This is a genomic window from Acidimicrobiales bacterium (genome assembly GCA_036273495.1).
In the GTDB taxonomy this organism is placed as follows: domain Bacteria; phylum Actinomycetota; class Acidimicrobiia; order Acidimicrobiales; family JAJPHE01; genus DASSEU01.
This window is the reverse complement of record DASUHN010000226.1, coordinates 12,180-35,985: the sequence shown is the minus strand read 5'-3', so window position 1 is coordinate 35,985 and position 23,806 is coordinate 12,180. Positions and strand designations below refer to the sequence as shown.

Annotated in this window: 20 protein-coding genes; 13 read left to right on the top strand and 7 right to left on the bottom strand. The window is 73.2% G+C overall.

Annotated elements, in window-relative coordinates; translation table 11 throughout:
* A partial coding sequence (locus tag VFW24_09685; protein HEX5267033.1) for a bifunctional lytic transglycosylase/C40 family peptidase occupies positions 1-1,571 on the top strand: 1,571 nt, incomplete at its 5' end.
* Between the two features lie 24 nt (positions 1,572-1,595).
* Here the strand turns inward: VFW24_09685 and VFW24_09680 are convergent.
* Both VFW24_09680 and VFW24_09675 read right to left on the bottom strand, forming a co-directional pair.
* Positions 1,596-2,471 carry an LLM class flavin-dependent oxidoreductase gene (locus VFW24_09680; protein HEX5267032.1) on the bottom strand — a complete coding sequence of 292 codons (876 nt, stop codon included), beginning with the start codon at positions 2,469-2,471 and terminating at the stop codon, positions 1,596-1,598.
* Positions 2,468-3,280, bottom strand: coding sequence for an SDR family NAD(P)-dependent oxidoreductase (locus VFW24_09675; protein ID HEX5267031.1), 813 nt, complete (start codon positions 3,278-3,280; stop codon positions 2,468-2,470). The genes VFW24_09680 and VFW24_09675 overlap by 4 nt, the downstream gene beginning before the upstream one ends.
* 170 nt (positions 3,281-3,450) lie before the next feature.
* Here VFW24_09675 and VFW24_09670 point away from each other — a divergent pair, with 170 nt between their 5' ends.
* A complete protein-coding gene (locus VFW24_09670; protein ID HEX5267030.1) occupies positions 3,451-5,325 on the top strand; it encodes a S8 family serine peptidase in 1,875 nt (624 codons plus the stop codon).
* 138 nt (positions 5,326-5,463) lie between these two features.
* Positions 5,464-6,705 (top strand): ammonium transporter, encoded by a 1,242-nt coding sequence (locus VFW24_09665; protein ID HEX5267029.1) that lies wholly within the window; start codon positions 5,464-5,466, stop codon positions 6,703-6,705.
* A gap of 10 nt (positions 6,706-6,715) precedes the next feature.
* On the opposite strand, the gene VFW24_09660 is transcribed toward VFW24_09665, so the two are convergent.
* Positions 6,716-7,552: an SDR family oxidoreductase gene (locus VFW24_09660; GenBank protein HEX5267028.1), complete on the bottom strand. Its 837-nt coding sequence runs from the start codon at positions 7,550-7,552 to the stop codon at positions 6,716-6,718.
* Positions 7,553-7,595: 43 nt separating this feature from the next.
* Here VFW24_09660 and VFW24_09655 point away from each other — a divergent pair, with 43 nt between their 5' ends.
* Together VFW24_09655 and VFW24_09650 are read left to right on the top strand one after the other, a co-directional pair.
* Positions 7,596-8,951 (top strand): nicotinate phosphoribosyltransferase, encoded by a 1,356-nt coding sequence (locus VFW24_09655; GenBank protein ID HEX5267027.1) that lies wholly within the window; start codon positions 7,596-7,598, stop codon positions 8,949-8,951.
* Positions 8,952-9,067: 116 nt separating this feature from the next.
* Positions 9,068-9,541, top strand: coding sequence for a CsbD family protein (locus VFW24_09650; GenBank protein ID HEX5267026.1), 474 nt, complete (start codon positions 9,068-9,070; stop codon positions 9,539-9,541).
* A 4-nt stretch (positions 9,542-9,545) separates the two neighbouring features.
* Here VFW24_09650 and VFW24_09645 read toward each other — a convergent pair whose 3' ends face one another.
* Entirely contained in the window at positions 9,546-10,028 is a 483-nt protein-coding gene (locus VFW24_09645) for an SRPBCC family protein (GenBank protein ID HEX5267025.1), read from the bottom strand.
* Positions 10,029-10,114: 86 nt separating this feature from the next.
* Between VFW24_09645 and VFW24_09640 the strand changes: the two genes are divergently transcribed.
* The 6 genes from VFW24_09640 to VFW24_09615 all read left to right on the top strand — a co-directional run bounded on the left by VFW24_09640 (position 10,115) and on the right by VFW24_09615 (position 15,340).
* A complete protein-coding gene (locus tag VFW24_09640) occupies positions 10,115-11,785 on the top strand; it encodes an amidohydrolase family protein (GenBank protein HEX5267024.1) in 1,671 nt (556 codons plus the stop codon).
* The gene (locus tag VFW24_09635) at positions 11,782-12,123 is read left to right on the top strand and encodes a hypothetical protein (protein HEX5267023.1); all 342 of its coding nucleotides are present in this window, start codon (positions 11,782-11,784) and stop codon (positions 12,121-12,123) included. Before VFW24_09640 ends, VFW24_09635 begins: the two co-directional genes overlap by 4 nt.
* A gap of 95 nt (positions 12,124-12,218) precedes the next feature.
* Complete coding sequence (locus tag VFW24_09630; GenBank protein HEX5267022.1) at positions 12,219-13,016, top strand: EAL domain-containing protein; 798 nt, start codon at positions 12,219-12,221, stop codon at positions 13,014-13,016.
* Positions 13,017-13,089: 73 nt separating this feature from the next.
* Entirely contained in the window at positions 13,090-13,599 is a 510-nt protein-coding gene (locus VFW24_09625) for a PPOX class F420-dependent oxidoreductase (protein HEX5267021.1), read from the top strand.
* Positions 13,596-14,585 carry a Gfo/Idh/MocA family oxidoreductase gene (locus VFW24_09620; GenBank protein ID HEX5267020.1) on the top strand — a complete coding sequence of 330 codons (990 nt, stop codon included), beginning with the start codon at positions 13,596-13,598 and terminating at the stop codon, positions 14,583-14,585. Before VFW24_09625 ends, VFW24_09620 begins: the two co-directional genes overlap by 4 nt.
* Positions 14,582-15,340, top strand: a complete 759-nt coding sequence (locus tag VFW24_09615; protein ID HEX5267019.1) for an alpha/beta fold hydrolase — start codon at positions 14,582-14,584, stop codon at positions 15,338-15,340. The genes VFW24_09620 and VFW24_09615 overlap by 4 nt, the downstream gene beginning before the upstream one ends.
* A gap of 6 nt (positions 15,341-15,346) precedes the next feature.
* Here the strand turns inward: VFW24_09615 and VFW24_09610 are convergent, their stop codons facing one another.
* On the bottom strand, positions 15,347-16,096 hold the full coding sequence (locus VFW24_09610) for an ROK family protein (GenBank protein ID HEX5267018.1): 750 nt from the start codon (positions 16,094-16,096) through the stop codon (positions 15,347-15,349).
* Positions 16,097-16,650: 554 nt separating this feature from the next.
* On the opposite strand from VFW24_09610, the gene VFW24_09605 reads away from it, so the two are divergent.
* Together VFW24_09605 and VFW24_09600 are read left to right on the top strand one after the other, a co-directional pair.
* Positions 16,651-18,210 carry a DHA2 family efflux MFS transporter permease subunit gene (locus tag VFW24_09605; GenBank protein HEX5267017.1) on the top strand — a complete coding sequence of 520 codons (1,560 nt, stop codon included), beginning with the start codon at positions 16,651-16,653 and terminating at the stop codon, positions 18,208-18,210.
* A 16-nt stretch (positions 18,211-18,226) separates the two neighbouring features.
* Positions 18,227-19,495 (top strand): hypothetical protein, encoded by a 1,269-nt coding sequence (locus VFW24_09600; protein HEX5267016.1) that lies wholly within the window; start codon positions 18,227-18,229, stop codon positions 19,493-19,495.
* Positions 19,496-19,524: 29 nt separating this feature from the next.
* Here VFW24_09600 and VFW24_09595 read toward each other — a convergent pair whose 3' ends face one another.
* Positions 19,525-21,366 (bottom strand): transketolase, encoded by a 1,842-nt coding sequence (locus tag VFW24_09595; protein HEX5267015.1) that lies wholly within the window; start codon positions 21,364-21,366, stop codon positions 19,525-19,527.
* Between the two features lie 58 nt (positions 21,367-21,424).
* A complete protein-coding gene (locus VFW24_09590) occupies positions 21,425-23,791 on the bottom strand; it encodes a lysylphosphatidylglycerol synthase domain-containing protein (protein HEX5267014.1) in 2,367 nt (788 codons plus the stop codon).
* Positions 23,792-23,806: the final 15 nt, after the last annotated feature.

The following is a 23,806-nucleotide window of genomic DNA, read 5'->3' as shown; positions in this document are numbered from 1 at the left end:
ACGGCTCGGGGTGGAAGGTGGAGGACGTCGACGGCCTGATGACCCATCTCCCGCCGGCCCCGCCGCCTCCTCCGAGCCCCGCTCCGGCTCCGGCCGGCACGCCCGCCCCGGCGCCGCCGCCCCGGCCCGCCTCGGCTCCCGCCCATCTGACCGGGATACCGGACGACTACCTCTCCTGGTACGAGGAGGCATCCACCACCTGCCCCGGTCTGTCCTGGGCGGTGCTGGCCGCCATCGGCACGGTCGAGAGCGACAACGGCCAGTCCTCGCTGCCCGGCGTGCACTCGGGCGCCAACTACGCCGGGGCCGAGGGGCCGATGCAGTTCCTGCCGTGGACGTTCGCCGCCTACGGCGTCGTGGCCCCGGGGGGCGCGGCCCCGCCCTCCCCGTACGACTCGCCTGACGCCATCTGGTCGGCGGCCCGGCTCCTGTGCGCCGACGGCGCCGGCAGCCCGGCGGGCCTCTACGGCGCCGTGTTCGCCTACAACCACTCCGCCGCCTACGTGTCGGCCGTGCTGGCCCTCGCCGGGCAGTACCAGGCCCGGGCCGGTGAGGAGCCGACGGCGTCGGGGAGCATCGGCCTCGGCTCGGTGATCGTCCACGATGCCGAGGCCTTCCTCGGCACGCCCTACGTGTGGGGCGGGGAGAACCCCAAGGTCGGCTTCGACTGCTCCGGTCTGGTGCAGTGGGTCATGGCCGAGGCGGGCATCGACATGCCCCGGGTGGCCCAGTCCCAGTACGACGCCGGTCCCCGTCTGCCGGCGGGAGCCGAGCTGTACGCCGGAGACCTCGTGTTCTTCGGGTCCGGTCCGCGCGGCGTGGAGCACGTGGGGATCTACGTCGGGGCCGGGAAGATGATCGACGCCCCGCACACCGGGGCCGTGGTCAGGATCGAGCCGGTGGCCGGCTTCAGCCCCGCATTCGTGGGGGCCACCCGGCCGGAGATCCCCGACGTGTCGAGCTCGGGCCCGGGCCTGCCGGTGGTGGCGGGCGGGGCCGGGGCCCATCCGGCCCGGCACGCCCCGCCCAAGAGCACCCCGGCCAAGAGCACCCCGGCCAGGAACGAGCCGGCCAAGGGGGTCAGGAAGCCCCATCCCGGGGCGCCCGACCAGACCACTCCCACCGGCCCCTCCCGGCACCATCGCCAGCACCCCGGAGCGGGCCCGACCAGCACCACCGGGGGCCCGACCCCGACCTCGACCACCGGAGCGGGTGACACGACCGCCACGACCCGGTCGGGCTCGCACCACCGCCGTCACCCGGTGACGTCGACGACCTCGACGACGGTGGCCCCAACCACCACGTCGACCACCCAGGCCCGCCGGCACCGTCCGACCACCACGTCGACGTCGGCCGCCGCACCCACGAGCACCACGGCGCGACCGGTGCGCGCCCCGACGACCTCTACGACCTCATCGGGCTCGTCGACGTCCTCGAGGTCGTCGACGTCTTCGACCTCGTCAACGTCTTCGACCTCGTCAACGTCTTCGACCTCGTCAACGTCTTCGACCTCGTCAACGTCTTCGACATCGTCGACCGTCGGCAGCGGCAGCCACCGTCACCGCCACTGACCGGCCCCGGCCAGGGGGGCGCCGTCAGGCGCCGGCCACCGCCTGCGCCAGCCGGTCGAGGGAGTCCATGGTGTCCGACGTGGTGGCGGTGAACACCAGCTCGTCGACCCCTGCGTCGGCGAAGCGGCGGATGGTGGCCCGGATGGCGTCGGGTGACGTGGGCGCATCACCCGAGAGCGCCTCGGCCATCAGCTCGGCGGAATAGCCGTAGTACCGCTGGACGTGCTCCTCGTAGGACTGCCGGGCGTCGGGCCCGAGGGCAAAGTGGGTGGCGGTGATCAACCGGGGGCGTCCCTCCCGGCCCGCCTGTTCCCACGCCGCCGCGGTGACGGCCAGGCGGTCGAGGTGCTGGCGCACGTCGGTCGAGAAGCTGAAGCTGCGGATGCCGTCGGCCACCCGTCCCGCCCGCTCGAGGGCGGCCGGGGCCATCCCGCCCACGATGAGCTCGGGCCCTCCGGGTGTGAGCGGTGAGGGGCCGACGGGCTCGGTGCCCGGGAACGGAGCCTCGCCCCGCCAGGCCCGCTTCATCGCCAGGAGCTGCTCCTCGAAGCGCCGGCCCCGCCCCGCCCACTCGGCGGGCGCCACGGCAAAGTCGGCGGGACGGCCCCCCAGCCCCACCCCGAAGCTGAAGCGGCCGAGCGACAGCCGGTCGAGGGTGGCGGCCTGCTGGGCCGTGACCCCCTCCTTGTGGAAGGGCAGGCACAGCACCGACGTCAGCAGGCGGATCCGCTCGGTGATGGCGGCCACGAACGTGAGGGCAATCATCGGGTCGTTGCTCTCGAAGGTCAGGCGCTGGCCCAGGCTGATGCTGTCGAACGGCCCGTCCTCGACCTTGCGGGCGAAGGTCACCAGCTCGTCCCGGGGCAGCGCCTTCATGGGCAGCCCCACCCCGACCCTCACAGCTGGTCCTTGAAGCTCCGTCGGGTTCCGCGGGCGTAGAGACCGGGGGAGAGGTGGCGCACCGCCAGGGCGTACTTGAACCAGCGGGGGACGAAGACCTCCCGCCGGCCCGACTCCACCGCCCCGACCACCGCCGCCGCCACCCGGTCGGCGGAGATCGGCTTCGGGAAGGGCCGGTCGTAGGCGTGGCCCCGGGTCGCGAAGAAGTCGGTGTCGACCACGCCCGGATTGACGATCGACACCCCGACGCCCCGGGCCTCCAGCTCGACGGACATGGCCTCGGCCAGGCCGGTCTGGCCGAACTTGGTGGCGGCGTAGGCGGCCTCGAACGGTGACCCGAACCTTCCCGCCACGGAGGAGACCACCACCAGGTGGCCCCGGCCCCTCTCGAGCATCCCCGGCAGCACCGCCTTCAGGGGATAGACGGTCCCGAGGAGGTTGACCCGGACCAGCCGCTCGACCTCGTCGACCGGAATGTCGGAAAATGCGCCATAGGCGCCGATCCCGGCGTTGGCCACCAGGACGTCGGTCGGGCCCAGCGCCTCCTCCAGCGACCTGATGGCGGCCCCGACCTGGTCCCTGTCGGCCACGTCGGCCGGGGCCGTGGCGCTGGTGCCGCCGATCTCGCCCCGCACCTTCTCGAGGTCGGCCGCCGAGCGGGCGATCAGCCCCACCCGGGCCCCCCGCCTGGCCGCCTGCACGGCCACGGCCCGCCCGATCCCCCTCGACGCCCCGGTGATCACGACCGTGGCCCCGTCCAGGCTCAGGCCCGGGCGTCCCCTTCCCTGCTTCCCATCCGTCGTCGGCACGGGGCGCAGGTTAGGGACGCCTGCCGCAGGGTGCCCCGGCCCGGTCCGAGAGCCGGAGTCTGACCTCCGGTGGGACCTTTGGTCCCCTGCCGGGGAGGCCGGCTGCGACCGAAGACCGATTGTCCCGCCGTGTTCTCAAGGCGGTCTTCCGGACACCCGTTCATCTCCCCATGAACAGCAAGCGTGGAGTGTCGTGGGGCCGCCGGGGAACCCGTTGGGCGGCGGCGGCCGCAGCCGGCGGGCTCTCGGTGCTGGCGGTCACGCCGGCCTGGGCGGCCGCCAAGCCGCCGAAGAGCCACCCGGGCGCCGATCCCGGCGCCACCCTGGCCGCCGCCGGCGATGCCGGATCCGCCGCCGACCAGGCCGGTCCCCCCGAGGCGGTGATCGTCCAGCTGCCCGCCGACATGACGGCGGCCGACGTGGTGGCCAAGCTGCCCAAGGGGCTCGGGGCCAAGTCCCTCGACGTGATCAACGGGGTGGCGCTCAGCCTGCCCAAGCACTGGGTCGACGAGCTCAGCGCCGACGGCGTCACCGTCACCCCCGACGAGCCGGTGGCCTTCCAGGCCGCCCCCTCCGCCAACGCCGCGGCCAGCTGCCCGGACACCACCACCTTCTCGCCCCCGAGCGGCTACTTCACCCAGGACACCGGGGCCGACCAGGCCGCCAGGGCCGGCATCACCGGCGCCAACGCCACCGTGGCGGTGCTCGACACCGGCATCAACGGCTCCCTCAAGGACTTCTCCGGCCGTGAGCGCGCCGGCGTGGACCTCACCGTCAACGGCAACGGCTCGCCCTGGACCGACGAGTTCGGCCACGGCACCTTCGTGGCCGGCCTCATCGCCGGCAACGGGGCGGCCTCGGGGGGCCAGTACCCCGGTGAGGCGCCCGGCGCCAAGCTGGTGTCGATCAAGGTGGCCGGGGCCACCGGGGCCAGCACGATCTCCACGATCGTCCAGGGCATCGGCTTCGCCGTCAAGAACCAGCGCAAGTACGCCATCAACGTCTTGAACCTCTCGCTGGGGGCCATGCCGACCGGTCCCACGGCCACCGAGCCGCTCGACCAGGCCGTCGAGGCGGCGTGGAACGCCGGGATCACAGTCGTGGTCTCGGCGGGCAACTCCGGGCCGTTCAACGGCACCATCACCTCGCCCGGCGACGACCCCCTGGCCATCACCGTCGGCGCCTACGCCGACAACGCCAGCCCCAACCCGGCCAACTGGGCGGCCTGCCCGTTCTCCTCGGTCGGCCCGACCCAGTTCGACGGCTGGATGAAGCCCGACCTGGTGGCCCCGGGCCGCTCGGTGATCAGCCTGGCCGATCCCGGCTCGACCATCTATGCCACCAACCCGACAGCGGTGGTGGGCAAGGCCAACTTCGTGGGCTCGGGAACCAGCTTCGCCGCTGCGATCACCTCGGGGGCCGCCGCCCTGGTCAGTTCGGCCAACCCCACGGCCAGCCCCGATGAGATCAAGGGGCGCCTGCTCGGCAACGCCATGCCCGCCGAGCTCGGCAACCCCCTGGTCGAGGGCCACGGCTTCTTGAACGCCTACTACGCCGCCACCGGCCCCAAGCTGGTCTACGACCAGACCGCCGCCGCCGCCGCCGAGTCCGCCACCCCCGGCTCGGTCCAGGACCTGGGCAGCTCCTGGAACGGCAGCTCGTGGAACGGGAGCAGCTGGAACGGCTCGAGTTGGAACGGCTCCTCCTGGAACGGGTCGAGCTGGAACGGCGGCTCGTTCAACGGCTCCTCCTGGAACGGCAGCAGCTGGAACGGCTCGTCCTGGAACGGGAGCAGCTGGAACGGGAGCAGCTGGAACGGCAGCTCGTGGAACGGCAGCTCGTGGAACGGCTCCAGCTGGAACGGCTCGTCCTGGAACGGGATGGTCTGGAACGGCTCCTCCTGGAACGGCAGCTCCTGGAACGGCAGCTCGTGGAACGGCTCCTCCTGGAACGGGAGCAGCTGGAACGGGAGCAGCTGGAACGGCTCCTCCTGGAACGGGTCGAGCTGGAACGGCTCCTCCTGGAACGCCGACGCCTGGCTCTGAGCCGCAGCAGGTCTGACCCGTCCCCCCGCGGGTCATCCGCCGGGCCGCCGTGGTCCCTCCTTCGGGAGTGGGCCCGGCGGCCCGTTGCGTCGTTTTCGCAAGGACGTGATCGTCGGCTAACACATCCCGGTGGGACGGATGAGCGGAGGGGACACGGCGTGGGTCCTCGGGTCGACGGCGCTGGTGCTGTTCATGACCCCGGGGCTGGCCCTGTTCTACGGCGGGATGGTCCGGGCCAAGCACGTGCTCGGCATGATGATGCAGTCGTTCACGTGCATCGGCGTGGTGAGCGTGCTCTGGGTGCTGTTCGGGTTCAGCCTGGCCTTCGGGCCCGACGCCGGGGGCGGGTTGATCGGGAACCTGAGCATGGTTGGCCTCCGCCACATCGGAGCCGGCGTCCCGGGCTTCCAGCTCACCATCCCGCCGTTGGCGTTCGTGGCCTTCCAGATGATGTTCGCCGTCATCACCGCCGCCCTCATCACCGGGGCCACCGCCGACCGGTTGCGGTTTCCGGCGTTCGTCGTGTTCATCTCCGTGTGGTCGTTGGTCGTGTACGCCCCGATCGCCCACTGGGCGTTCAGCCCGGGCGGGTGGCTCTACCACCGCGGCGTGCTGGACTTCGCCGGCGGGACGGTGGTGGAGATCAACTCCGGCTTCTCGGCCCTGGCCGCCGCCCTGGTGGTGGGGCGCCGGCGGGGGTGGCCCGAGCTGATGAGTCCCCACTCCCTTCCCCTCACGATGATGGGGGCGGGGGTCCTGTGGTTCGGCTGGTTCGGGTTCAACGCCGGCTCGGCCCTGGGCGCCAACTCGGTGGCCGCCCAGGCGTTCATGAACACCCAGCTGGCCGCCGCCGCCGGCCTCATGGGCTGGGTGGCGGTCGAGCGGGTCCGGGGCGGCCACGCCACGACCCTCGGGGCCGCGTCGGGGGCGGTGGCGGGGATGGTGGCGATCACGCCGTGCGCCGGGTTCGTCGGCACCCTGCCCTCCATCGGGATCGGGCTGGCCGCCGGGATCATCTGCGTGCTGGCGGTGCAGGCCAAGTTCCGGCTCGGCTATGACGACTCCCTCGACGTGCTGGCGGTGCACGGCGTCGGCGGGCTGGTGGGGATGCTGCTGCTGGGGGTCTTCGCCGCCGCGGCCATCAACCCGGCCGGGCACGACGGGCTGGGTTCGGGCGGGGGGCTGCACCTCCTCGGCCAGCAGTCCCTCGCCTCCGTCGTGACCATGGCCTACGCCTTCGGCGCCACCTTTGCCGTGGGCAAGGCGGTGAACGCGGTCATGCGACTGCGCGTGTCACCCGCCGAGGAGGACGAGGGTCTCGACAACACCCAGCACTCCGAGACGGCGTACTCGGGCGCCGCCTACGGCCGCATGACGTAGGCGCGGCCGATCAGGCGTCCCGGCCGGGCGGGGGCCATCCCGGCAGCAGGTTGTTCTTGGCGCAGGCCGCCTGGGCGTGCACGATCCGCCCGAGGAAGCGGTCGGCGTCCGCCGACGTGGCCAGCCAGCCGATGACCGCTCCCGCCACCTCCGGCGGGTCCCCGGCAAAGTGCGACTCGTACGGCCCCGACCGTCCGAGGGCGATGGCCCGCTCGGTGATGGTGAAGCCCGGCTCGAGGGTGAAGGCGCGGATGCCCTGGTCCCGGAACTCCACGTCGACGAGCACGGCCACCTGGTGGAGGGCGGCCTTGGTGGCGCAGTAGGCCAGGCTCCATCCCCCCTCGCCGGCGGGCGCGGGCGGGCGCACCAGCGCCGATCCCGAGCCGAGGTTGATGATCGTGCCGGCGCCGGACTCGAGCATCCCCGGGAGGGCCAGCTGGGCCAGGATCAGCTGGTTGACGTAGTTGGCCTCGGCCATCCGGATGGCGATGTCGGGGTCGATGTCGAGGATGCGGGCCTCGTAGCCGGGCCCCGAGTAGGGCGCGTTGTTGACGAGCACGTCGATCCGGCCCCACTCCGCCATGGCGCGGTCGAACGCGGCCCGCACCGACGTCCGGTCGGTGACGTCCATCGGGACCCCGATGGCCTGCTGGCCCCGTTCCCCGATCTCCGCCGCGGTCTTCTCGAGGCTGCCGGGGAGGACCACGTCCCCCTCGCGTCCCTCACCCTCGTGGACCGTCCGCCCGGTCACGACCACGTCGAAGCCGGCCTCGGCCAGGGCCAGGGCGCCGGCGCGTCCTATGCCCCTGCTGGCCCCCGTCACCATCGCCACCCGTCGCTCTGCCATGGGAGGGGTTTCTAGTCGGCCGGGGGCTGAGGGATGATCCGGGATGGACTGGACCTGGGCGCCGTCGTCTCCCGCCCTGCTCACCGACCTCTACGAGCTGACCATGGCGGCGGCCTACGTGGCCGAGGACATGGCCGAGACGACCGCCACCTTCAGCCTGTTCGTGCGCGCCCTGCCCCCGACCCGGGGCTATCTCGTGGCGGCCGGCCTGGACGGGGTGCTCGCCTACCTCGAGGCCCTCCGCTTCACCGACGACGACCTGGCGTGTCTGGAGGGCCTCGACCTGCTGGGCGCGCCGGCGCTGGAGCGGCTGGCCCGGCTGCGCTTCACCGGGTCGGTGCGGGCGGTGCCGGAGGGGACGGTGGTGTTCGCCGGGGAGCCGATCCTCGAGGTCACCGCCCCGATGGTCGAGGCCCAGCTGGTCGAGACCCTGATCCTCAACCTGGTCACCACCGGGACGACCCTGGCCAGCAAGGCGGCGCGCTACCGGTACGCGGCGGGGGACCGGACGCTGGCCGAGTTCGCCCTGCGGCGGTGCCAGGGGGTCGACGCCGCCCTCCATCTGGTGCGGGCGGCGCGCATCTGCGGGCTGGAGAGCACGAGCAACGTGGCGGGCGCCCGCCGGTTCGGGCTCCCGGCCAGCGGGACCATGGCCCACTCCTTCGTCCAGGCCCATCGCCGGGAGGTGGATGCGTTCCGGGCCTTCACCGCCCTGTTCGGGCCGGCGACCGTCCTCCTCGTGGACACCTTCGACCCCTGGCGGGGCATCGAGCGGGCCGTGGCGGTGGCCCGCGAGGCGCAGGAGGGCGGCGTCACCCTGCGGGCGCTGCGGCTGGACTCCGGGGACCTGGCCGCCCTGGCCCGCCACGCCCGGGACCGGCTCGACGACGCCGGGTGCCCCGAGGTGGGGGTCATCGCGTCGGGCGGGCTCGACGAGGACCGGATCGCCGAGCTGGTGGCGGAGGGCGCTCCCATCGACGGGTTCGGGGTGGGCTCCGACCTCGGCGTGTCCGGGGACGCCCCGGTGATCGACACGGTCTACAAGCTCGTTGAGTTCGGCGGCCGCCCGGTGCGCAAGCGCTCGCCGGGGAAGGAGACCTGGCCCGGCGCCAAGCAGGTGTGGCGGGGCCCGGGCTGGGGCGGGGACGTGCTGGCGCTGGTCGGGGAGGAGCCGCCCGCTCCCGCCTACCGACCGCTCCTCGTGGAGGTGATGGCGGGAGGGACGCGCACGCCGGCGGGCCGGGAAAGCCTGGCCGCGGCGGCGGATCGCTTCGGGGGCGAGTGGGGTTCTCTGCCCGAGGAGGTCCGCCGTCTCCACGAGCCCCGACCGGTGGCAGTTGCTCCCAGCCCGGCGCTGGTCCGGGCCACGGCGGACCTGGGCGGGCAGCTGGACCGGTGACCTATGACCGGCCGGGCGGCGTTTTCCGCCGGGGGTAGTCGGGAACCTCCTCTAATCGAGCGATCACGCAAAGGACGGTGGAGTTACCGATGTCGACTATCCAGATGCTGCCACGGATGATCCCGAGCTTCGGGGAGAAGGTCGTGGGCCTGACCAGGGAGTTCTGGGGAACGGTCCTGGACCGCGACGAGCTCCGCACCCAGGGCCAGGCGCAGCAGAAGAAGGCCGACGAGCGCATGGAGGAGTTCCGGCGCGAGGTCAAAGCCGACGCCAAGCGCGTCGAGGCGGCGGCCAAGGAGAAGCGCCAGCAGGCCAGCCAGGGCCGCAGCTCCGGTGAGTCCGCCACCCGGAAGATGTCGGGAATGTCCGGGCCGGAGGCCGGCGCCCGCGGCGTCGCCGAGCGGGTCAAGGGCGGCCTCAAGGAGGCGGCCGGCTCGGTCGTGGGCAACGACCGCCTGCGCTCGGAGGGGTCGGCCCAGCAGGAGAAGGGCGCGGCCCAGTCCGACGTCGCCAAGGAGGAGGCCAAGGCCGAGGAGGCCCGGACCAAGGCCAACGCCGCCGAGCGCCAGCAGCGCGCCGCCGGGGGCTGATCCCCTACGCCATGGGGGCCGGGTCGTGGGCGGCAACGCCCCGACCCCGCTCTCCGGCGGCCAGGAGCCGGGCTATCTCGGCCACCTCCGCCGCCACCGACCGGGCGAACCACCCTCCTGCCACCCGGTCCCACGCCCACCCGAACGGCGCCGGCATGGACATGGTCTCGACGTGGTGGATGAAGGCGCCGCCCTCCCGGTCCTCGATCTCGAACCAGGCGTGCAGCTCGGCCGGGATCCCGTGCTCCAGGGTCACGTCGATGTGGTTCGGCGGCTCCCACACGTAGCGGGTCACGACCGACCCCGGGAGGCGGCCGAGGAACTTGCCGTCCTCCCGGGCCAGCATCCCGTTCGGGATGTCCGCCAGCTTGGTGACCCACACCATCTTGGTGTCGGCCCGGGTGTACTGCGCCGGGTCCAGCACGAAGTCGAACACGTCCTGGGCGGTGACGCCGGGGATCAACGCGCTGCCTTCGCCCCTGATCATCTCGAGATCCTGGTCATGGGCGCGATCCTGGCATGCTGGCGCGAGCAGGGCCGAGCCTGAGCAGGCCCGGCCCGGAGGAGGGCCGGATGGACGCAGACATCGTGATCCGGGGCGGGACGGTGGTCGACGGCACGGGAGCCCCGGGCCGCCCGGCCGACGTGGCCGTCACCGACGGGACGATCACCGGGATCGGCACCGGCCTGCGGGGCCGCCGGGAGCTCGACGCCTCGGGGCAGGTCGTGAGCCCCGGCTTCATCGACATCCACACCCACTACGACGCCCAGGTGTTCTGGGACCCGGGCCTCACCCCCTCGGCCTTCCACGGGGTGACCACGGTCGTGGCGGGGAACTGCGGGTTCTCGATCGCCCCCATCCGCCGCGACGGGGTCGGGCTCCTGGCCCGGACCCTGCAGCACGTCGAGGACATGAGCTTCGAGACGCTGTCGGTCGGGGTGCCGTGGGACGACTTCGAGACCTTCCCCCAGTACCTGGACGCCGTCGAGCAGCGCGGCGTCACCCTCAACTACGGCTGCTACGTCGGTCACACCGCCGTGCGCCTCTACGTGATGGGGGAGGACGCCTACGAGCGGCCCGCCACGGCCGAGGAGCTCGAGCGCATGCAGCAGGTGGTGGCCGAGGCCATGGCCGGCGGCGCCATCGGGTTCGCGTCCAGCGCCTCGCCGACCCACAACGGAGACCACGGCCGCCCCGTGCCGTCGCGTGTGGCCGACGTCGAGGAGCTGCGCGCCCTCCTGCTCCCGGTGCGCGACGCCGGCCGGGGCGTGGTGGCCCTGCTGCCCGGTGGGGTCATCCCCAACGAGACCATGTTCTCCCTGCAGACCGAGATCGGCCGGCCGTTCACGTGGACGGCGCTGCTGACGATCAAGGGCTACCCGTACCACGAGAAGGTGATCGAGGAGAACGACGCCGCCCGGGCCCGGGGGGTCGAGGTGTGGCCCCAGGTGTCGTGCCGTCCCCTCGTGTTCCAGATGAACCTGGCCGAGCCGTTCACCCTGAACATGCGCGACGCCTTCAAGCAGCTGATGGGGGTGTCCAAGGAGGACCGCATGGCGGCCTACCGCGACCCGGCGTGGCGGGAGGCGGCGTGGGCGGAGCTGGGCGTCCCCCAGGGCCGGCGGGGCCTCCCGTTCAACTGGGCCTCGCTGTCGGTGGCCGAGTCCGAGACCCGCCCCGACCTGGTCGGCCGGTCGGTGACCGAGCTGGCCGGGGAGCGGGGGTGCACCCCGCTGGACGTGGTGCTGGACCTGTCCCTGGAGGACGAGCTGCGCACCCGCTTCTGGTCGGTGCTCGCCAACGACGACCCCGACGGGATCGCCTGGCTCTTGCCCCGGGACAACGTCCTGCTCGGTCTGGCCGACTCGGGCGCCCACGTGTCGCAGCTGTGCGACGCCTGCTTCGCCACCGACCTGCTCGGCAACTGGGTGCGCGAGCGGCGGGTGATCGGCCTCGAGCGGGCGGTCCACAAGCTGACCGGGGAGCCGGCCGCCGTCTACGGGCTCGCCGACCGCGGCACCGTCGAGGTGGGCAAGGCCGCCGACCTGTGCGTGTTCGATCCCGGCACCGTGGCGCCCGGGCCCCTCCGCCGGGTGCGCGACTTCCCGGCCGACGGGGAGCGGCTCACCGCGGATGCCCCGGTGGGCATGAGCCACGTGCTGGTCAACGGGGTCCCGATCCGGGTGGACGGAGAGCCGGCGCCGGACGGAGCCGGCACCCGGCCCGGAAAGGTGCTGCGGTGATCCTGGCCCTGTTCGTCGCCTTCCTGGTCCTGTTCGTGGTCCTGCCCCTGGTCGGCCTGGCCCTGTGGACCCTCGTCAGCACCGCCATCGTCGGGCTGTTCTTCGGGGCCCTGGCCCGCCTGGTGGTGCCGGGGACCCAGCCCATCGGGACCGTGGCCACGATCCTGTGCGGGCTGATCGGCTCGATCCTGGGCGGGTTCATCGGCCACGAGATCGGCGTGGGCCACCTGGCCACCGTGCTGCTCGAGGTCGGAGTGGCGGCGGCGGCGGTGAGCGCCTACTCCTCGCCCTGGGCCCGGCGCCGGGGCCTGCCCGGCGCTCGCCGCCAGATCCGCTGATTCCCGGCTAAAGGGGCGTCTCCGGGACGCCGAAAACTCCAGGGACACCCTCTCGGCGCACGCCGGGAACCAGGATCGAGGGCTCAGGGCGAACCATGGAGAGAAACCGGGACCAGGCGCTCCTGCCGGGGGCCATCGAGGCTGCGCTGGAGCGGGGGGAGTTCGAGGTCTGGTACCAGCCGCAGCTCGACCTGTCGACCGGGGCCCTCTCCCGCTTCGAGGCGCTCGTGCGCTGGCGCCACCCCGCATGGGGCGTGCTGCTGCCCAAGGACTTCCTGGCCCTGGCGGTCGAGACCGCCGAGATCGGCCGGCTGGGCGAGTTCGTCCTCAACGAGGCCGTGCGCCAGGTCGGCGTCTGGCGGGACCTGGCTCCCCACGCCAACGTCGGCGTGTCGGTGAACCTGTCCGCCCAGGAGGTCGTCGACGAGCACCTGCCCCGTGCGGTCGAGTCGGCTCTGACCGAGCACGGCGTTCCCGCCCAACTGTTGACCGTCGAGCTCACTGAGAGCTCGCTCATGGCCCCCGCATCGGTGCGGGCGGTCGAGGCCCTGCGCGACCTCGGGGTCGGCATTGCCGTCGACAACTTCGGCACCGGCTTCTCCTCGCTCAGCCGGCTCCGCCGCCTCGGCGTCCACTACCTGCAGATCGACCGCACCCTGGTGGCCGGGCTGTGCCGGGACGAGCACGACAGCGTCGTCGTCGAGGCCGTCGTGGTCCTGGCCCACACGCTCGGGATGAAGGCGGTGGCCGAGGGCGTCGAGACGCTCGACCAGCTGGGCCGGCTGTCGGACCTCGGGTGCGACTTTGCCCAGGGCTTCTACTGGTCCAAGGCCATGCTCTCCGAGGACGCCCGCCGCATGGTGTCCCGGGCCCTCGTTCAGCTCGCCGGCTGATCCCCGCCCGCTCCACCCGCTGACGCCCGAGGGCGAAGCGGCGTTCTCCCGCCCCGTTCCCTACCATGCCCATATGTCGGAACAAGGGGCCATGGGCCACGGCGTCAAGCAGCGGGACCTCATCAAGATGGGCCCGGACGAGATCGACGAGTTCCTGGCCGGCCGCCGCGCCGCCAGTCTCTGCAGCATCAACCACGACGGGACCATCCACGCCGTGGCCATGTGGTACGGGTTCCTCGAGGGGGCGCTCGCCTTCGAGACAAAGGCCAAGAGCCAGAAGGTCTTGAACCTGCGGCGCAACCCCACGATCACCTGCATGATCGAGGACGGGGACTACTACGACGAGCTGCGCGGGGTCGAGCTGGTGGGCCGGGCCGAGATCGTCGAGGACCCGAAGCGGATGTGGGAGCTCGGGGTGAGCGTGTTCGAGCGCTACACGGGCGCCTACAGCGAGGACATGCGGCCCATGGTCGAGGCCATGCTGAACAAGCGCGTGGTGATCAAGCTCAACGTCGACCGGGTCGTGTCGTGGGACCACCGCAAGCTGGGCCTGCCCCCGATGCGGCCCCAGGCGGGCTCGTGACCGTCCGGATCGGCTGCCTGGGCGCGGCCCGCATCGCCCCGATGGCGCTGGTCCGGCCCGGGCGGGCCGTGGCCGGGGCCGAGGTCGCCGCCGTGGCGGCGCGCTCGCGCGACAAGGCGCAGGCCTTCGCCACCAAGCACGGCATCCCCCGCGTGCACGGGTCGTACCAGCAGCTGATCGACGACCCCGACATCGACGCCGTGTACAACCCGTTGCCCAACGGTCTGCACGGGGTCTGGACGATGCGGGCCCTGCGGGCCGGCAAGCACGTCCTGTGCGAGAAGCCCTTCACGGCCAACGCCGCCGAGGCCGAGGAGGTCGCCAAGGTGGCGGCCGAGACCGGGCTGGTCGTCGTGGAGGCCTTCCACTGGCGGTACCACCCCCTGGCCTCCCGGCTGGTCGAGATCGTGAGAAGTGGCGAGCTGGGCCCGATCCGGGAGATCCGCACCTCGATGTGCTTCCCGCTGTTCGCCCGCAACGACATCCGGTGGCAGGCGCACCTGGCCGGGGGCGCCCTGATGGACGCCGGGTGCTACGCCGTGCACATGGCGCGCACCCTGGCCGGCGCCGAGCCCGAGGTGGTGAGCGCCGAGGCCCGGCTGCGCCGCCCGGGCGTCGACCGCTACGTGCGGGCCTCCGTCCGCTTTCCCGACGGCAGCAGCGGCCGGATCACCACCTCGATGTGGTCCGGGACCGTGCTCGACATCTCGGCCCGGGTGATCGGGGAGAGCGGCAGCGTGCACGTGTTCAACCCCACCGCCCCGCAGTTCTTCAACCTCGTCACCCAGCGCAGCGGGGGCCGGACCCGGCGGTGGCGGGGGCGGGGCCACCACACCTACCAGTACCAGCTCGAGGCGTTCGTGGACGCGGTCGAGAACGGCGCCGCCGTGCCGACCGGGCCCGACGACGCCATCGCCAACATGCGCGTGATCGACGCCATCTACCTGGCGGCGGGGATGGAGCCCCGCCAGCCCACCCCGGCGTGAGCCCCGCCGTCCTTCCCGGCGCCGAGGCGTGGTCCGCTCCCGGCGGGCCCGCCGGCGCCCTGGTGATCCACGGCTTCACCGGCTGCCCCCAGTCGATGCGGGGCCTGGCCGAGGCCTTCGCCTCGGCCGGCTTCACCGTCGAGCTGCCCCGCCTGCCCGGCCACGGCACCACCGTGGAGGACATGGCCACCACGGGCTGGGCCGACTGGTCGGGAGCGGTGGAGGCCGCCTACCGGGACCTGGCCGGCCGGTGTGAGCGGGTGGTGGCGGCCGGCCTGTCGATGGGCGGGACGCTGGCGGCGTGGGTGGGGGCGCACCACCCCGAGCTGGCCGGCCTGGTGCTGATCAACGCGGCTGTGGGCATGGCGGACGACGACCTGCGTAAGGGCCTCGAGGACATGCTGTCGCAGGGCATCGAGCTGATGCCCGGCGTGGCCGGGGACATCGCCGACCCCGACGCCGACGAGCTCGGCTACGACCAGGTGCCGGTGCGCAGCCTGCTGTCGCTCGGAGAGGCGATGCTCGACCTCGAGGGCCGGCTGGCCGACATCCGCTGCCCGGTGCTGATCCTCAACAGCCCCCAGGACCACGTGGTCCCACCCGGTGCCAGCGAGCGGCTGGCCGGGTCGGTCTCGGGCCCGGTCGAGCGGGTGAGCCTGGAGCGCAGCTTCCACGTCGCCACCCTCGACCACGACAAGGAGCTGATCGAGCGCGCCGCCGTCGAGTTCGCCCGGCGCGTCACCTCGGCCGCCTGAGCGCTGCTACATCTCCTCGCGTTCCCACAGCTTGATGCCCCCGAGGATGCCGGCCTCGTTGCCAACGATGGTGATGTTGGCGTCCAGCGGCTCGGACACCCGACCGGAGTTGCCGCCGCCGATGAAGAGGTGGTCGTAGACCACGAGGTCGTAGAGCGTGCGGATGGCCAGGTGCACGCGCTTGTTCCAGCGCCGCTTGCCGATCCGGCGGCGGGTGGCGTCACCGAGCTGCTCGTTGTAGGTCTGGTCGCGGCGGAAGGGGTGGTGGGCCAGCTCGAGGTGGGCGGCCAGGCGGCCCTTGTAGAACAGAGCCGTGCCGACGCCGGTGCCGAGGGTGACGACCAGCTCCAGTCCCTCGCCGGTGACCACCGCCGCCCCCTGGAGGTCGGCGTCGTTGGCCGCCCGGGCCGGCTTGCCGAGGCCGGTCGCGACCGCGCCGGCCAGGTCGTAGCCCCGCCAGCTCCGCTCGAGGGCGGGAACGATCTTGGTGCCGGGCCCCTTCTCGGTCACGAAGTGGGGAGCGGTCAGCACGTGGCCCTCCCGCACGACGCCGGGAAAGCCGATCGACACCCGGTCGTACGCGGGCAGGTGGCCGGCCAGCTCGGTGATCACGTCGACCAGACGGCCGGGCTCCATCGGATAGGTGGTGGCCACCCGCACCCGCTCGGCCGTCAGCTTCCCGGCGGCGTCGAGGACCGAGGCCTTGATCCCGGTCCCACCGACGTCGACGGCCAGGGTCTTCGCCTCGGGGGTCATGGCGGCATTCTTGTCGGCCCCTCCGGTACCGTCCGCCCGGCCGGGACGTGGTGGTCCTGGAGCAGGCCGCCGTGGGCCACGAGCGGTCCGGGTCGCGCGGCCCGTCGCGGATGGGGCGGAGCCGCCCTGTGGGAGCCCGACTCGGGGGTGCTGTCCGCCGACTCCTGCCTGGCCGCTCTCCGGGCCTGCTCGGCAGCCGAGCTCCGGGAGGGGAGCCGGGTGACCGGGATCCGCGACTCGGGCGGGGCCGTGGAGCCGCTCGGTCACGGCCGCCGCCGGGATCCCGCTCCGCCTGCGGCCCACCCTGGAGCAGGTGGCCTACTTCCGGGCCGGGGATGACCGCGACCCGCTGGCCCTGCCGATCTTCATCGAGCGCCGCCCGCGCGAGGAGGGGGCCTCGCCCTACGGGCTGCCCACCTTCTCCCCCGGCCCCTTCGGGGGCACCTACAAGGTCGCCTTCCACGGCGGCGGCGCTGGCCCTCGGGACGGCCCCGCCCGTGTCCCTGGACCCGTTCGTGGTCGGCACCAGGTTCCGGGGTTCTTAGACTCCGGCGGTGGCAACCACGGCGACGCGGGAGGCCGGACGGAGCGGGGCGGGGCTCGACCGGCCGCTGATGCTCCTGGCGTCGGTCGTCGTCCTGGGCTCGATCATGTCGATCCTCGACACCACGATCGTCAACGTGGCCCTCGACGCGTTGGGCAAGGACCTGCACGCCTCGCTGACCAGCGTCCAGTGGGTGGCCACCGGCTACCTGCTCTCCCTCTCGACGGTGATCCCGCTCACCGGCTGGGCCATCGAGCGCTTCGGGGCCAAGCAGGTGTGGATCGCCTCCACCGTGCTGTTCCTGGCCGGCTCGGCCCTGTGCGGGGCGGCGTGGTCGATCAGCAGCCTGATCGTGTTCCGCGTCCTGCAGGGATTCGGCGGGGGGATGATCATGCCGGTGGGCCAGACGATCATGGCCCAGGCGGCCGGCCCGGCCCGGATGGGCCGGGTGATGAGCATCATCGGCGTGCCCATGATGCTGGGCCCGATTCTCGGTCCGGTCCTGGGCGGGGTGCTGGTGCAGGACGCCAGCTGGCGGTGGATCTTCTACGTGAACGTCCCGATCGGGGCGGTGGCCCTGTTCCTGGCCGTGCGGCTGCTGCCCCGGGCCACCGTCTCGCGCGGGCAGCGGCTCGACCTCCGGGGCCTGGCTCTCCTGTCTCCCGGCCTGGCCTTCATCGTCTACGGCCTGTCCGAGGCCGGCTCGTCCGGCGGGTTCGGGGGGACCCAGACCGTGATCGGCGTGAGCGTGGGGTGCGCCCTCCTGGTGGCGTTCGTCCTCCAGTCGGTGCGCCGGCCGGGGGTGGCGCTGATCGACATGCGGCTGTTCAAGGACCGCAGCTTCTCGGCCGGGGCGGGGACATCGCTGATGTTCGGCATCGCCCTGTTCGGGGCCATGATCCTGCTGCCGCTCTACTACCAGATCGTGCGCGGGCAGGGCGCCCTGGCGGCGGGACTGCTGCTCGCGCCGCAGGGGATAGCCAGCGCCATGTTCATGCCGCTGGCCGGGCGGCTCACCGACAGCATCGGGGCCGGGCGCGTCGTGCTCGGCGGGATGGCGGTGATGTGCCTGGGGACGGCCGCCTTCGCCGAGGTCGGCCCCCACACCTCGTACGTGTTCCTCTGCGGCGCCCTGTTCGTGCGCGGCATCGGGTTCGGCTTCACGATGATGCCCGCCATGGCGGCGTCGTACGGGAGCCTCGAGCACGCCCAGGTCCCGCGCGCCACCACGTCGCTCAACATCATCCAGCGGGTGGGTGGATCGATCGGCACGGCGGTCATGGCGGTGACCCTGCAGCGGGAGATGACCAGCGGGCTGGCCGCCCACGGGTTCCGGGCCGGGGCCAGCTCCCTCAACGCCGTGTCGTCCGTGTCGCCGGCGGTGCTGACCAAGGTGTCGCCCGTCCTGGCCCACTCTTTTGCCAAGACCTTCCTCCTGGCGCTGGTGCTGACCGCCGTGGGGTTCATTCCCGCCGCCTTCCTGCCCCGGCGGGCGGCGGCCCCGGTGACCCCGGCCCGCGCCGTGCCGACGGGTCATCCCAGCCGGGATCCCGTTCTGATGGGCGAGTAGGCGGTTCACTGGGAGGATGGCCCTGCGCACCCTCGACCGCCGCAACTCGCTGGACTGGGGCCGCCGGCGCCGGCGCCGGCTGCCCGCGCTGCGCGCCGTGCTGATCGTGCTGCTGGTCCTGCTGGTCCTGGCCGTGGCCGGTGCCGTCGTGCAGCTCACCCGGTCGGTGCCCGCCCTGTCGTTCGTGGGCGACGCCCCCGCCACGTTCGTCGTGCCCGGAACGCCGCCGGCGCTGCCGTGGCCGAAGGGTGGTGAGGCGACGGTCGCGGTGGCGGGCGTGGGCACCCTCGGGGCGTCGGGTTCGGGCGCGCCGGTTCCGGTGGCCAGCCTCACCAAGGTGATGACCGCCTACGTGATCATGGCCGACCACCCCCTGGCGTCGGGCTCGCAGGGGCCGTCGCTCACCATGACGGCGGCGGACGTCGCCGGCTACGCCTTCGGCGTGGCCCAGAACCAGTCGGTGGCGCGCGTGGCGGCGGGGGAGCAGATCACCGAGCACCAGGCGCTGGAGGCGGCCCTGGTGGCGTCGGCCAACAACGTCGCCGTGGCGCTGGCCCGCTGGGACGCCGGCTCGGAGGCCGCCTTCGTGCAGAAGATGAACGCCGAGGCGGCCCGGCTCGGCATGACCGCCACCCACTACTCCGACTCGACCGGGCTGAGCGCGGCGTCGAGGAGCAACGCCACCGACCAGGTCGTGCTGGCGGAGCGGGCCATGGCCAACCCGGTGTTCGCCGCCATCGTCGGGGAGGCCTCGGTCGACCTCCCGGTGGCGGGGACCCTCTACAACTACGACTTCCTGGTCGGCCACTCCGGCATCGTCGGCATCAAGACCGGCTCGACCATCCAGGCCGGGGGCTGCTTCCTCTTCGCCGCCCACCGCCCCGTGCTGGGAAAGGACCAGCTGGTGATCGGCGCCGTCCTGGGCCAGCGGGGCCCGTCGATCCTGGAGGCGGCCCTCACCTCCGGGCAGCGCCTGATCGACGCCACCGCCGCAGCGCTGCGGCCCATAGCCGTGAGCCTGCCGTCCTCCGAGGTGGGCCGCATCAGCGTCCCGTGGGGCCACGAGGTGGCGGTGCAGGCCGGAGGCGGGGCCGTGTTCCTCGGCTGGCCCGGAATGGCGGTGAAGGTCAACGTGGCCCACGTTCCCCTCCGCGCCCCGCTGGCCGCCGGCCAGCAGGTCGGCACGGTGACCTACCGCGTCGGGACTCAGACGGTGTCGAAGCCCGCAACCGCGGGCACCGCCGTCCCGCGGGTCAGCCTGTCCTGGCGGCTCACCCGCCGCTGAGGGCGCTCGGTCCGGGCTGAGAAGGTGGGTCAGCCGGCGCCGGCCAGGCGGCGGCAGGCGGCGGCGATATGGGCGGCGTCGATCCCGGCCGCACCGATCAGCTCCTCCGGGGTTCCCGAGCCCGGCATGGCGCCCACCGCCAGCTTCTCGGCCCGCAGGGCCACCCTCGCCGCCGCCAGCGCCGTCAGCACTGTGTCGCCGACGCCTCCCTCGGGCCAGTGGTCCTCGACGGTGACCACCCGCCCCCCGGTCGCCGTCACCGCCTCCAGCAGAGCCGGGCCGTCGACGGGCTTCAGGGAGTAGAGATCGATGACGCGCACCCGGATACCTTCGCCCTCGAGGGTGTCGGCGGCGGCCAGGGCCTCGTGGAGCGTGATGCCGGCGCCGACGACGGTCACCGCATCGGTGGCCGACGAGCGCACCACCTTGAGCCCGCCGACGGGGAACTCCTCGTCCGGTCCGTAGATGACCGGCGTGTTGCCGCGGGTCGTGCGCAGGTAGCTGATCCCGACGAGGTCGGCCATGGCGGCCACGAGGGCGGCGGTCTGGTTGGCGTCGCACGGGTACAGCACGGTGCTGCCATGCACGGCCCGGAAGGAGGCGAGGTCCTCCAGGCCCATCTGCGAGGGACCGTCCTGGCCGATCGACACCCCGGCGTGGGACCCGCAGAAGCGGACCGACGCCTGGCTCACCGCGCCCATGCGCACGAAGTCGTAGGCGCGGCTCAGGAAGGCGGCAAAGGTCGACGCGTACGGCGTCCAGCCCCGCACCTGCATGCCAACGGCGGCGGCGGCCATCTGCTGCTCGGCGATGAACATCTCGAAGAAGCGGTCGGGGTGGGCCTTCTTGAAGATGTCGGCGTGGGTGGAGTTGCTTACCTCCCCGTCCAGGGCGACGACGTCGCCGCGCCCGGTTCCCACCGCCGCCAGGGCATCCCCGTAGGCGCGGCGGGTGGCGACGGACTCGCCGAGCTCCCAGCGGGGCAGCGCCGCCGACCCGGTCGCGAACTGGTGGGGCTTGCCGTTGGCCTCCGGCACCGCCACCTGCACGCTCAGGTGGCGCTCCCCACCCAGCTCGGCGATGGCCTCCGTCGGGTCGTCGAGGGGCTTGCCGTGCGCCCCTTCCTGGTCCTCGACCGCCTTGACGCCCCGGCCCTTGTGGGTGCGGGCCACGATCACGGTGGGGCGGCCCTTGGTCGCCACGGCCTCGGAATAGGCCCGGTCCACCTCGTCCACGTCGTGGCCGTTGATCTCGATGGCGCGCCAGCCGAACGCCTCGGCGCGCGCCGCGTACGAGGTCAGGTCCCAGCCGTGCATGGTCTCGCCCCGCTGGCCGAGGCGGTTGACATCGATGACGACGGTGAGGTTGTCGAGACCCTCGTAGGCGGCGTGCTCGAACGCCTCCCAGCACGAGCCCTCGGCCATCTCGCTGTCACCGCAGAGGATCCACACCCGGTAGTCGAGGCGGTCGAGCCGCTGGCCGGCGAGGGCCACGCCGACGCCGACGGGGAGCCCGAACCCCAGCGAGCCGGTGGCCACGTCCACCCAGGGCAGGTCCGGGGTCGGATGACCCTCGATGCGGCTGCCGAACTTGCGGAAGGTGAGCAGCTCGTCGTCGCTGATGGCGCCGGCCGCCTTGTACATCGAGTACAGCAGCGGGGAGGCGTGGCCCTTGGAGAAGATCAGGTGGTCGTTGCCCGGGTTCCCCGGCTCCGAGAAGTCGTAGTGGAGGTGGCGGGCCATGAGCACGGCCATCAGGTCGGCCGCCGACATCGACGACGTCGGATGGCCCGAGTCGGCGGCGGCGCTGCACCGCACCGAGTCCACCCGCAGCTGCTGGCCCAGCTCCCGGCAGAAGTCGAGATCGTTCACCCGCGGACCCTACCCGTCATCCCTTGCGGGCAGACGACGGCCCGGGCCGCCTCCGGGATCAGACGATACGCCGGTGCTGCAGGTAGCGGAACACGGCCAGACCGGGGACGATCGGGATCCAGAAGCTGATCAGCCGGAAGGTGAGCACCGCCGCCACCGCCGGCTCCGAGTGCACCCCGATCCCGGTCAGGCCCGCCACCAGGGCCGCCTCGACCGCCCCCAGCTTGCCGGGGGTGGGAGCGGGGGAGGCGATGGCCGAGCCGCCGACGTAGACCGCCAGGGCCGAGAGCACGGGGAAGTGCGGGTCGAAGGCGGCCAGGCAGGTGACCAGGGCCACGGCATTGCCCAGGGTGACGCCGGCCGCCCCCCCGAACAGGCCGAGGGCCTGGCGGGGGGAGCGCAGGGCGCGGGCGAGCTCCCGCCCCACCCTGACGCTGGGGGCCAGCACCCGCCGGCGCCCGAAGGGGGAGCCGAGGAGGGCCCCGGCGGCCACCAGCACGCCGGCCACCACCACCAGCACGGGCCAGCCCGTGGGGAGGGGATGGCGGCCGACGACCCCGGACAGGCCGAGCACGCCGACGGCGATGAAGAACAGGGCGGCGTGGACCACGACGCTCGCCGCCTGGTTGAGGGCGATCGAGCCGACCGCCTCGGCGCGGGCCGATCCCTCGCTCTCGAGGAAGATCAGGTTGAGGCCCATGCCCCCGACGCCACCGGGCGTGAGGCGGCTGGTGAACGCCGAGGCCACCTGCACGAGGGTGGTGCGGCCCCAGGGCAGGTGGCGCGGGACCGAGCCGATGTACGACGCCGCCGAGGCCGGGAAGGTGAGGGCGCTGGCGGCGAAGGCCACCACCAGCCACCAGTAGTCCGCCTGGCGCAGGGCGGTGAGCAGGCGGGGGAGGGTCCCGAGCTGGGGGAGGAGGAGGTAGACCGCCCCCCCGCCGACCACGAGGGTGAGGATGGTGGTGGCGCGGATGCGCGGCCGGAACGAGGGGCGCTGCTGGCCCAGCCGCCCCGCCACCTCGTTGGACAGGTCGGCCAGCAGCCAGCGCTGACCGCCGATCTGGTCGCGTATGCGCGCCGGCACGGCCAGGGGCTGGAGGTAGGTGACGGCGGGGCGCACCCGGTCGGCGGTGAGCGTGCGGAAGGCGGAGTCGACCGCCCGCTGCACCCCGACCACCGACGTGAGGGAGATCAGCATCTCGGCCACGTCCTGGGCCAGGCGGGTCTCGGTGGCGCCGGTGCGCGAGAAGGTGAAGTCGAGGATCCACGGGTCGTTCTTGTCGTCGACGAGGACGTTGTTGGCGGTCAGCTCGTGATGGGCTATGCGGGCGTCCCCCAGCATGAGGACCTGGTGCCAGATCTCGTCGAGCAGCCCGTCGTCGAGCTCGTGCGGGGCCAGCTGCGGGAGGCGGCGGCCCTTCACCTTCTCCCTGACGAGAAGGGCGGGACCGTGGCCCAGCTCGGTGGTCATCAGCACCGGCGGGGTGCGGACCCCCGAGCGCTCGGCCAACAGGCTGGCGTAGGCCTCGTGCTCGACCTCGTGGCTGGGTGACGACAGGCGGGGCTCGTCCTCCACCTCCAGGGACGCGAGCAGCCGGCGCAGCCGGTAGGTCCACCCCGCCCGGCGCTGGCCCCGGCGCACCACCTCGACGAGCAGCGGGGTGCCCGAGCACGTGCAGCCCTCGAAGATGCGCGGGCCGAACAGCCCGCCGATCACCGGGCGGAGCTCGGCCGGCTCGAACCCGCCGGTCCGGAGGGCCGCCTCGACGGCGGTCGTCGACGACGCCCGGCCCGGCGCCCCCCACACCAGATGGAAGAAGCTGCCGATCCCGAAGCCGATGAACGCCCCCGTCGCCACGTCCAGGGCCAGGTGATGGCCGGTGTAGGTCTGGGACACGGCCACGAGGGCCAGGAGCACGGCGGGCACGAAGCGCAGGATGCGGGGGAGGTAGGGCGTCACCACGGTCGCCAGGGCCCCGGCCACCGCCATGTGGTCGGCCGGGAAGGTGGTGTGCAGCACCACCGAGTGGCGGAAGCCGTGCTGCACGGTCACGTTGGCCACGGTGACCACCCGGGTGGGGGCGAAGACCGTGAGCAGGTCGCCCGCCACCCAGCCCGCCGTGCCCGCCGCCACCAGCTTGAGGGCGCCCCGGATCTGGTGGGCCAGGAAGGCGATGCCCGCCACCACGGCGATGCTGAGGACCGAGCCGCCGACCGACACCGTCCGTGAGATCGGGGCCAGCCAGGCCGGCAGGTTCTGGGCGTCGCGGTAGAGGGCGGCCTCGAGGGGGTCGACCCGGTGGGTCCGGGCCACCAGGAAGGCGACGGTGACGATGGCCGCCGCGCCGAGCACGCGGGCCAGGTCTCGTGGATGGCGCCCCAGGGCGGCGCCGGCGCGATCGGCGACCGGGCTGCTGGCCAAGGCCATTCACCCTAC

What these genes read in the sequence shown, in the direction of transcription:
- VFW24_09670 (HEX5267030.1), top strand. Translation starts at nt 3,451, where the DNA reads ATGAACAGCAAGCGTGGAGTGTCGTGGGGCCGCCGGGGAACCCGTTGG.
- VFW24_09665 (HEX5267029.1), top strand. Translation starts at nt 5,464, where the DNA reads ATGAGCGGAGGGGACACGGCGTGGGTCCTCGGGTCGACGGCGCTGGTG.
- VFW24_09660 (HEX5267028.1), bottom strand. Translation starts at nt 7,552, where the DNA reads ATGGCAGAGCGACGGGTGGCGATGGTGACGGGGGCCAGCAGGGGCATA.
- VFW24_09655 (HEX5267027.1), top strand. Translation starts at nt 7,596, where the DNA reads ATGGACTGGACCTGGGCGCCGTCGTCTCCCGCCCTGCTCACCGACCTC.
- VFW24_09650 (HEX5267026.1), top strand. Translation starts at nt 9,068, where the DNA reads ATGATCCCGAGCTTCGGGGAGAAGGTCGTGGGCCTGACCAGGGAGTTC.
- VFW24_09645 (HEX5267025.1), bottom strand. Translation starts at nt 10,028, where the DNA reads ATGATCAGGGGCGAAGGCAGCGCGTTGATCCCCGGCGTCACCGCCCAG.
- VFW24_09640 (HEX5267024.1), top strand. Translation starts at nt 10,115, where the DNA reads ATGGACGCAGACATCGTGATCCGGGGCGGGACGGTGGTCGACGGCACG.
- VFW24_09630 (HEX5267022.1), top strand. Translation starts at nt 12,219, where the DNA reads ATGGAGAGAAACCGGGACCAGGCGCTCCTGCCGGGGGCCATCGAGGCT.
- VFW24_09625 (HEX5267021.1), top strand. Translation starts at nt 13,090, where the DNA reads ATGTCGGAACAAGGGGCCATGGGCCACGGCGTCAAGCAGCGGGACCTC.
- VFW24_09610 (HEX5267018.1), bottom strand. Translation starts at nt 16,096, where the DNA reads ATGACCCCCGAGGCGAAGACCCTGGCCGTCGACGTCGGTGGGACCGGG.
- VFW24_09600 (HEX5267016.1), top strand. Translation starts at nt 18,227, where the DNA reads ATGGCCCTGCGCACCCTCGACCGCCGCAACTCGCTGGACTGGGGCCGC.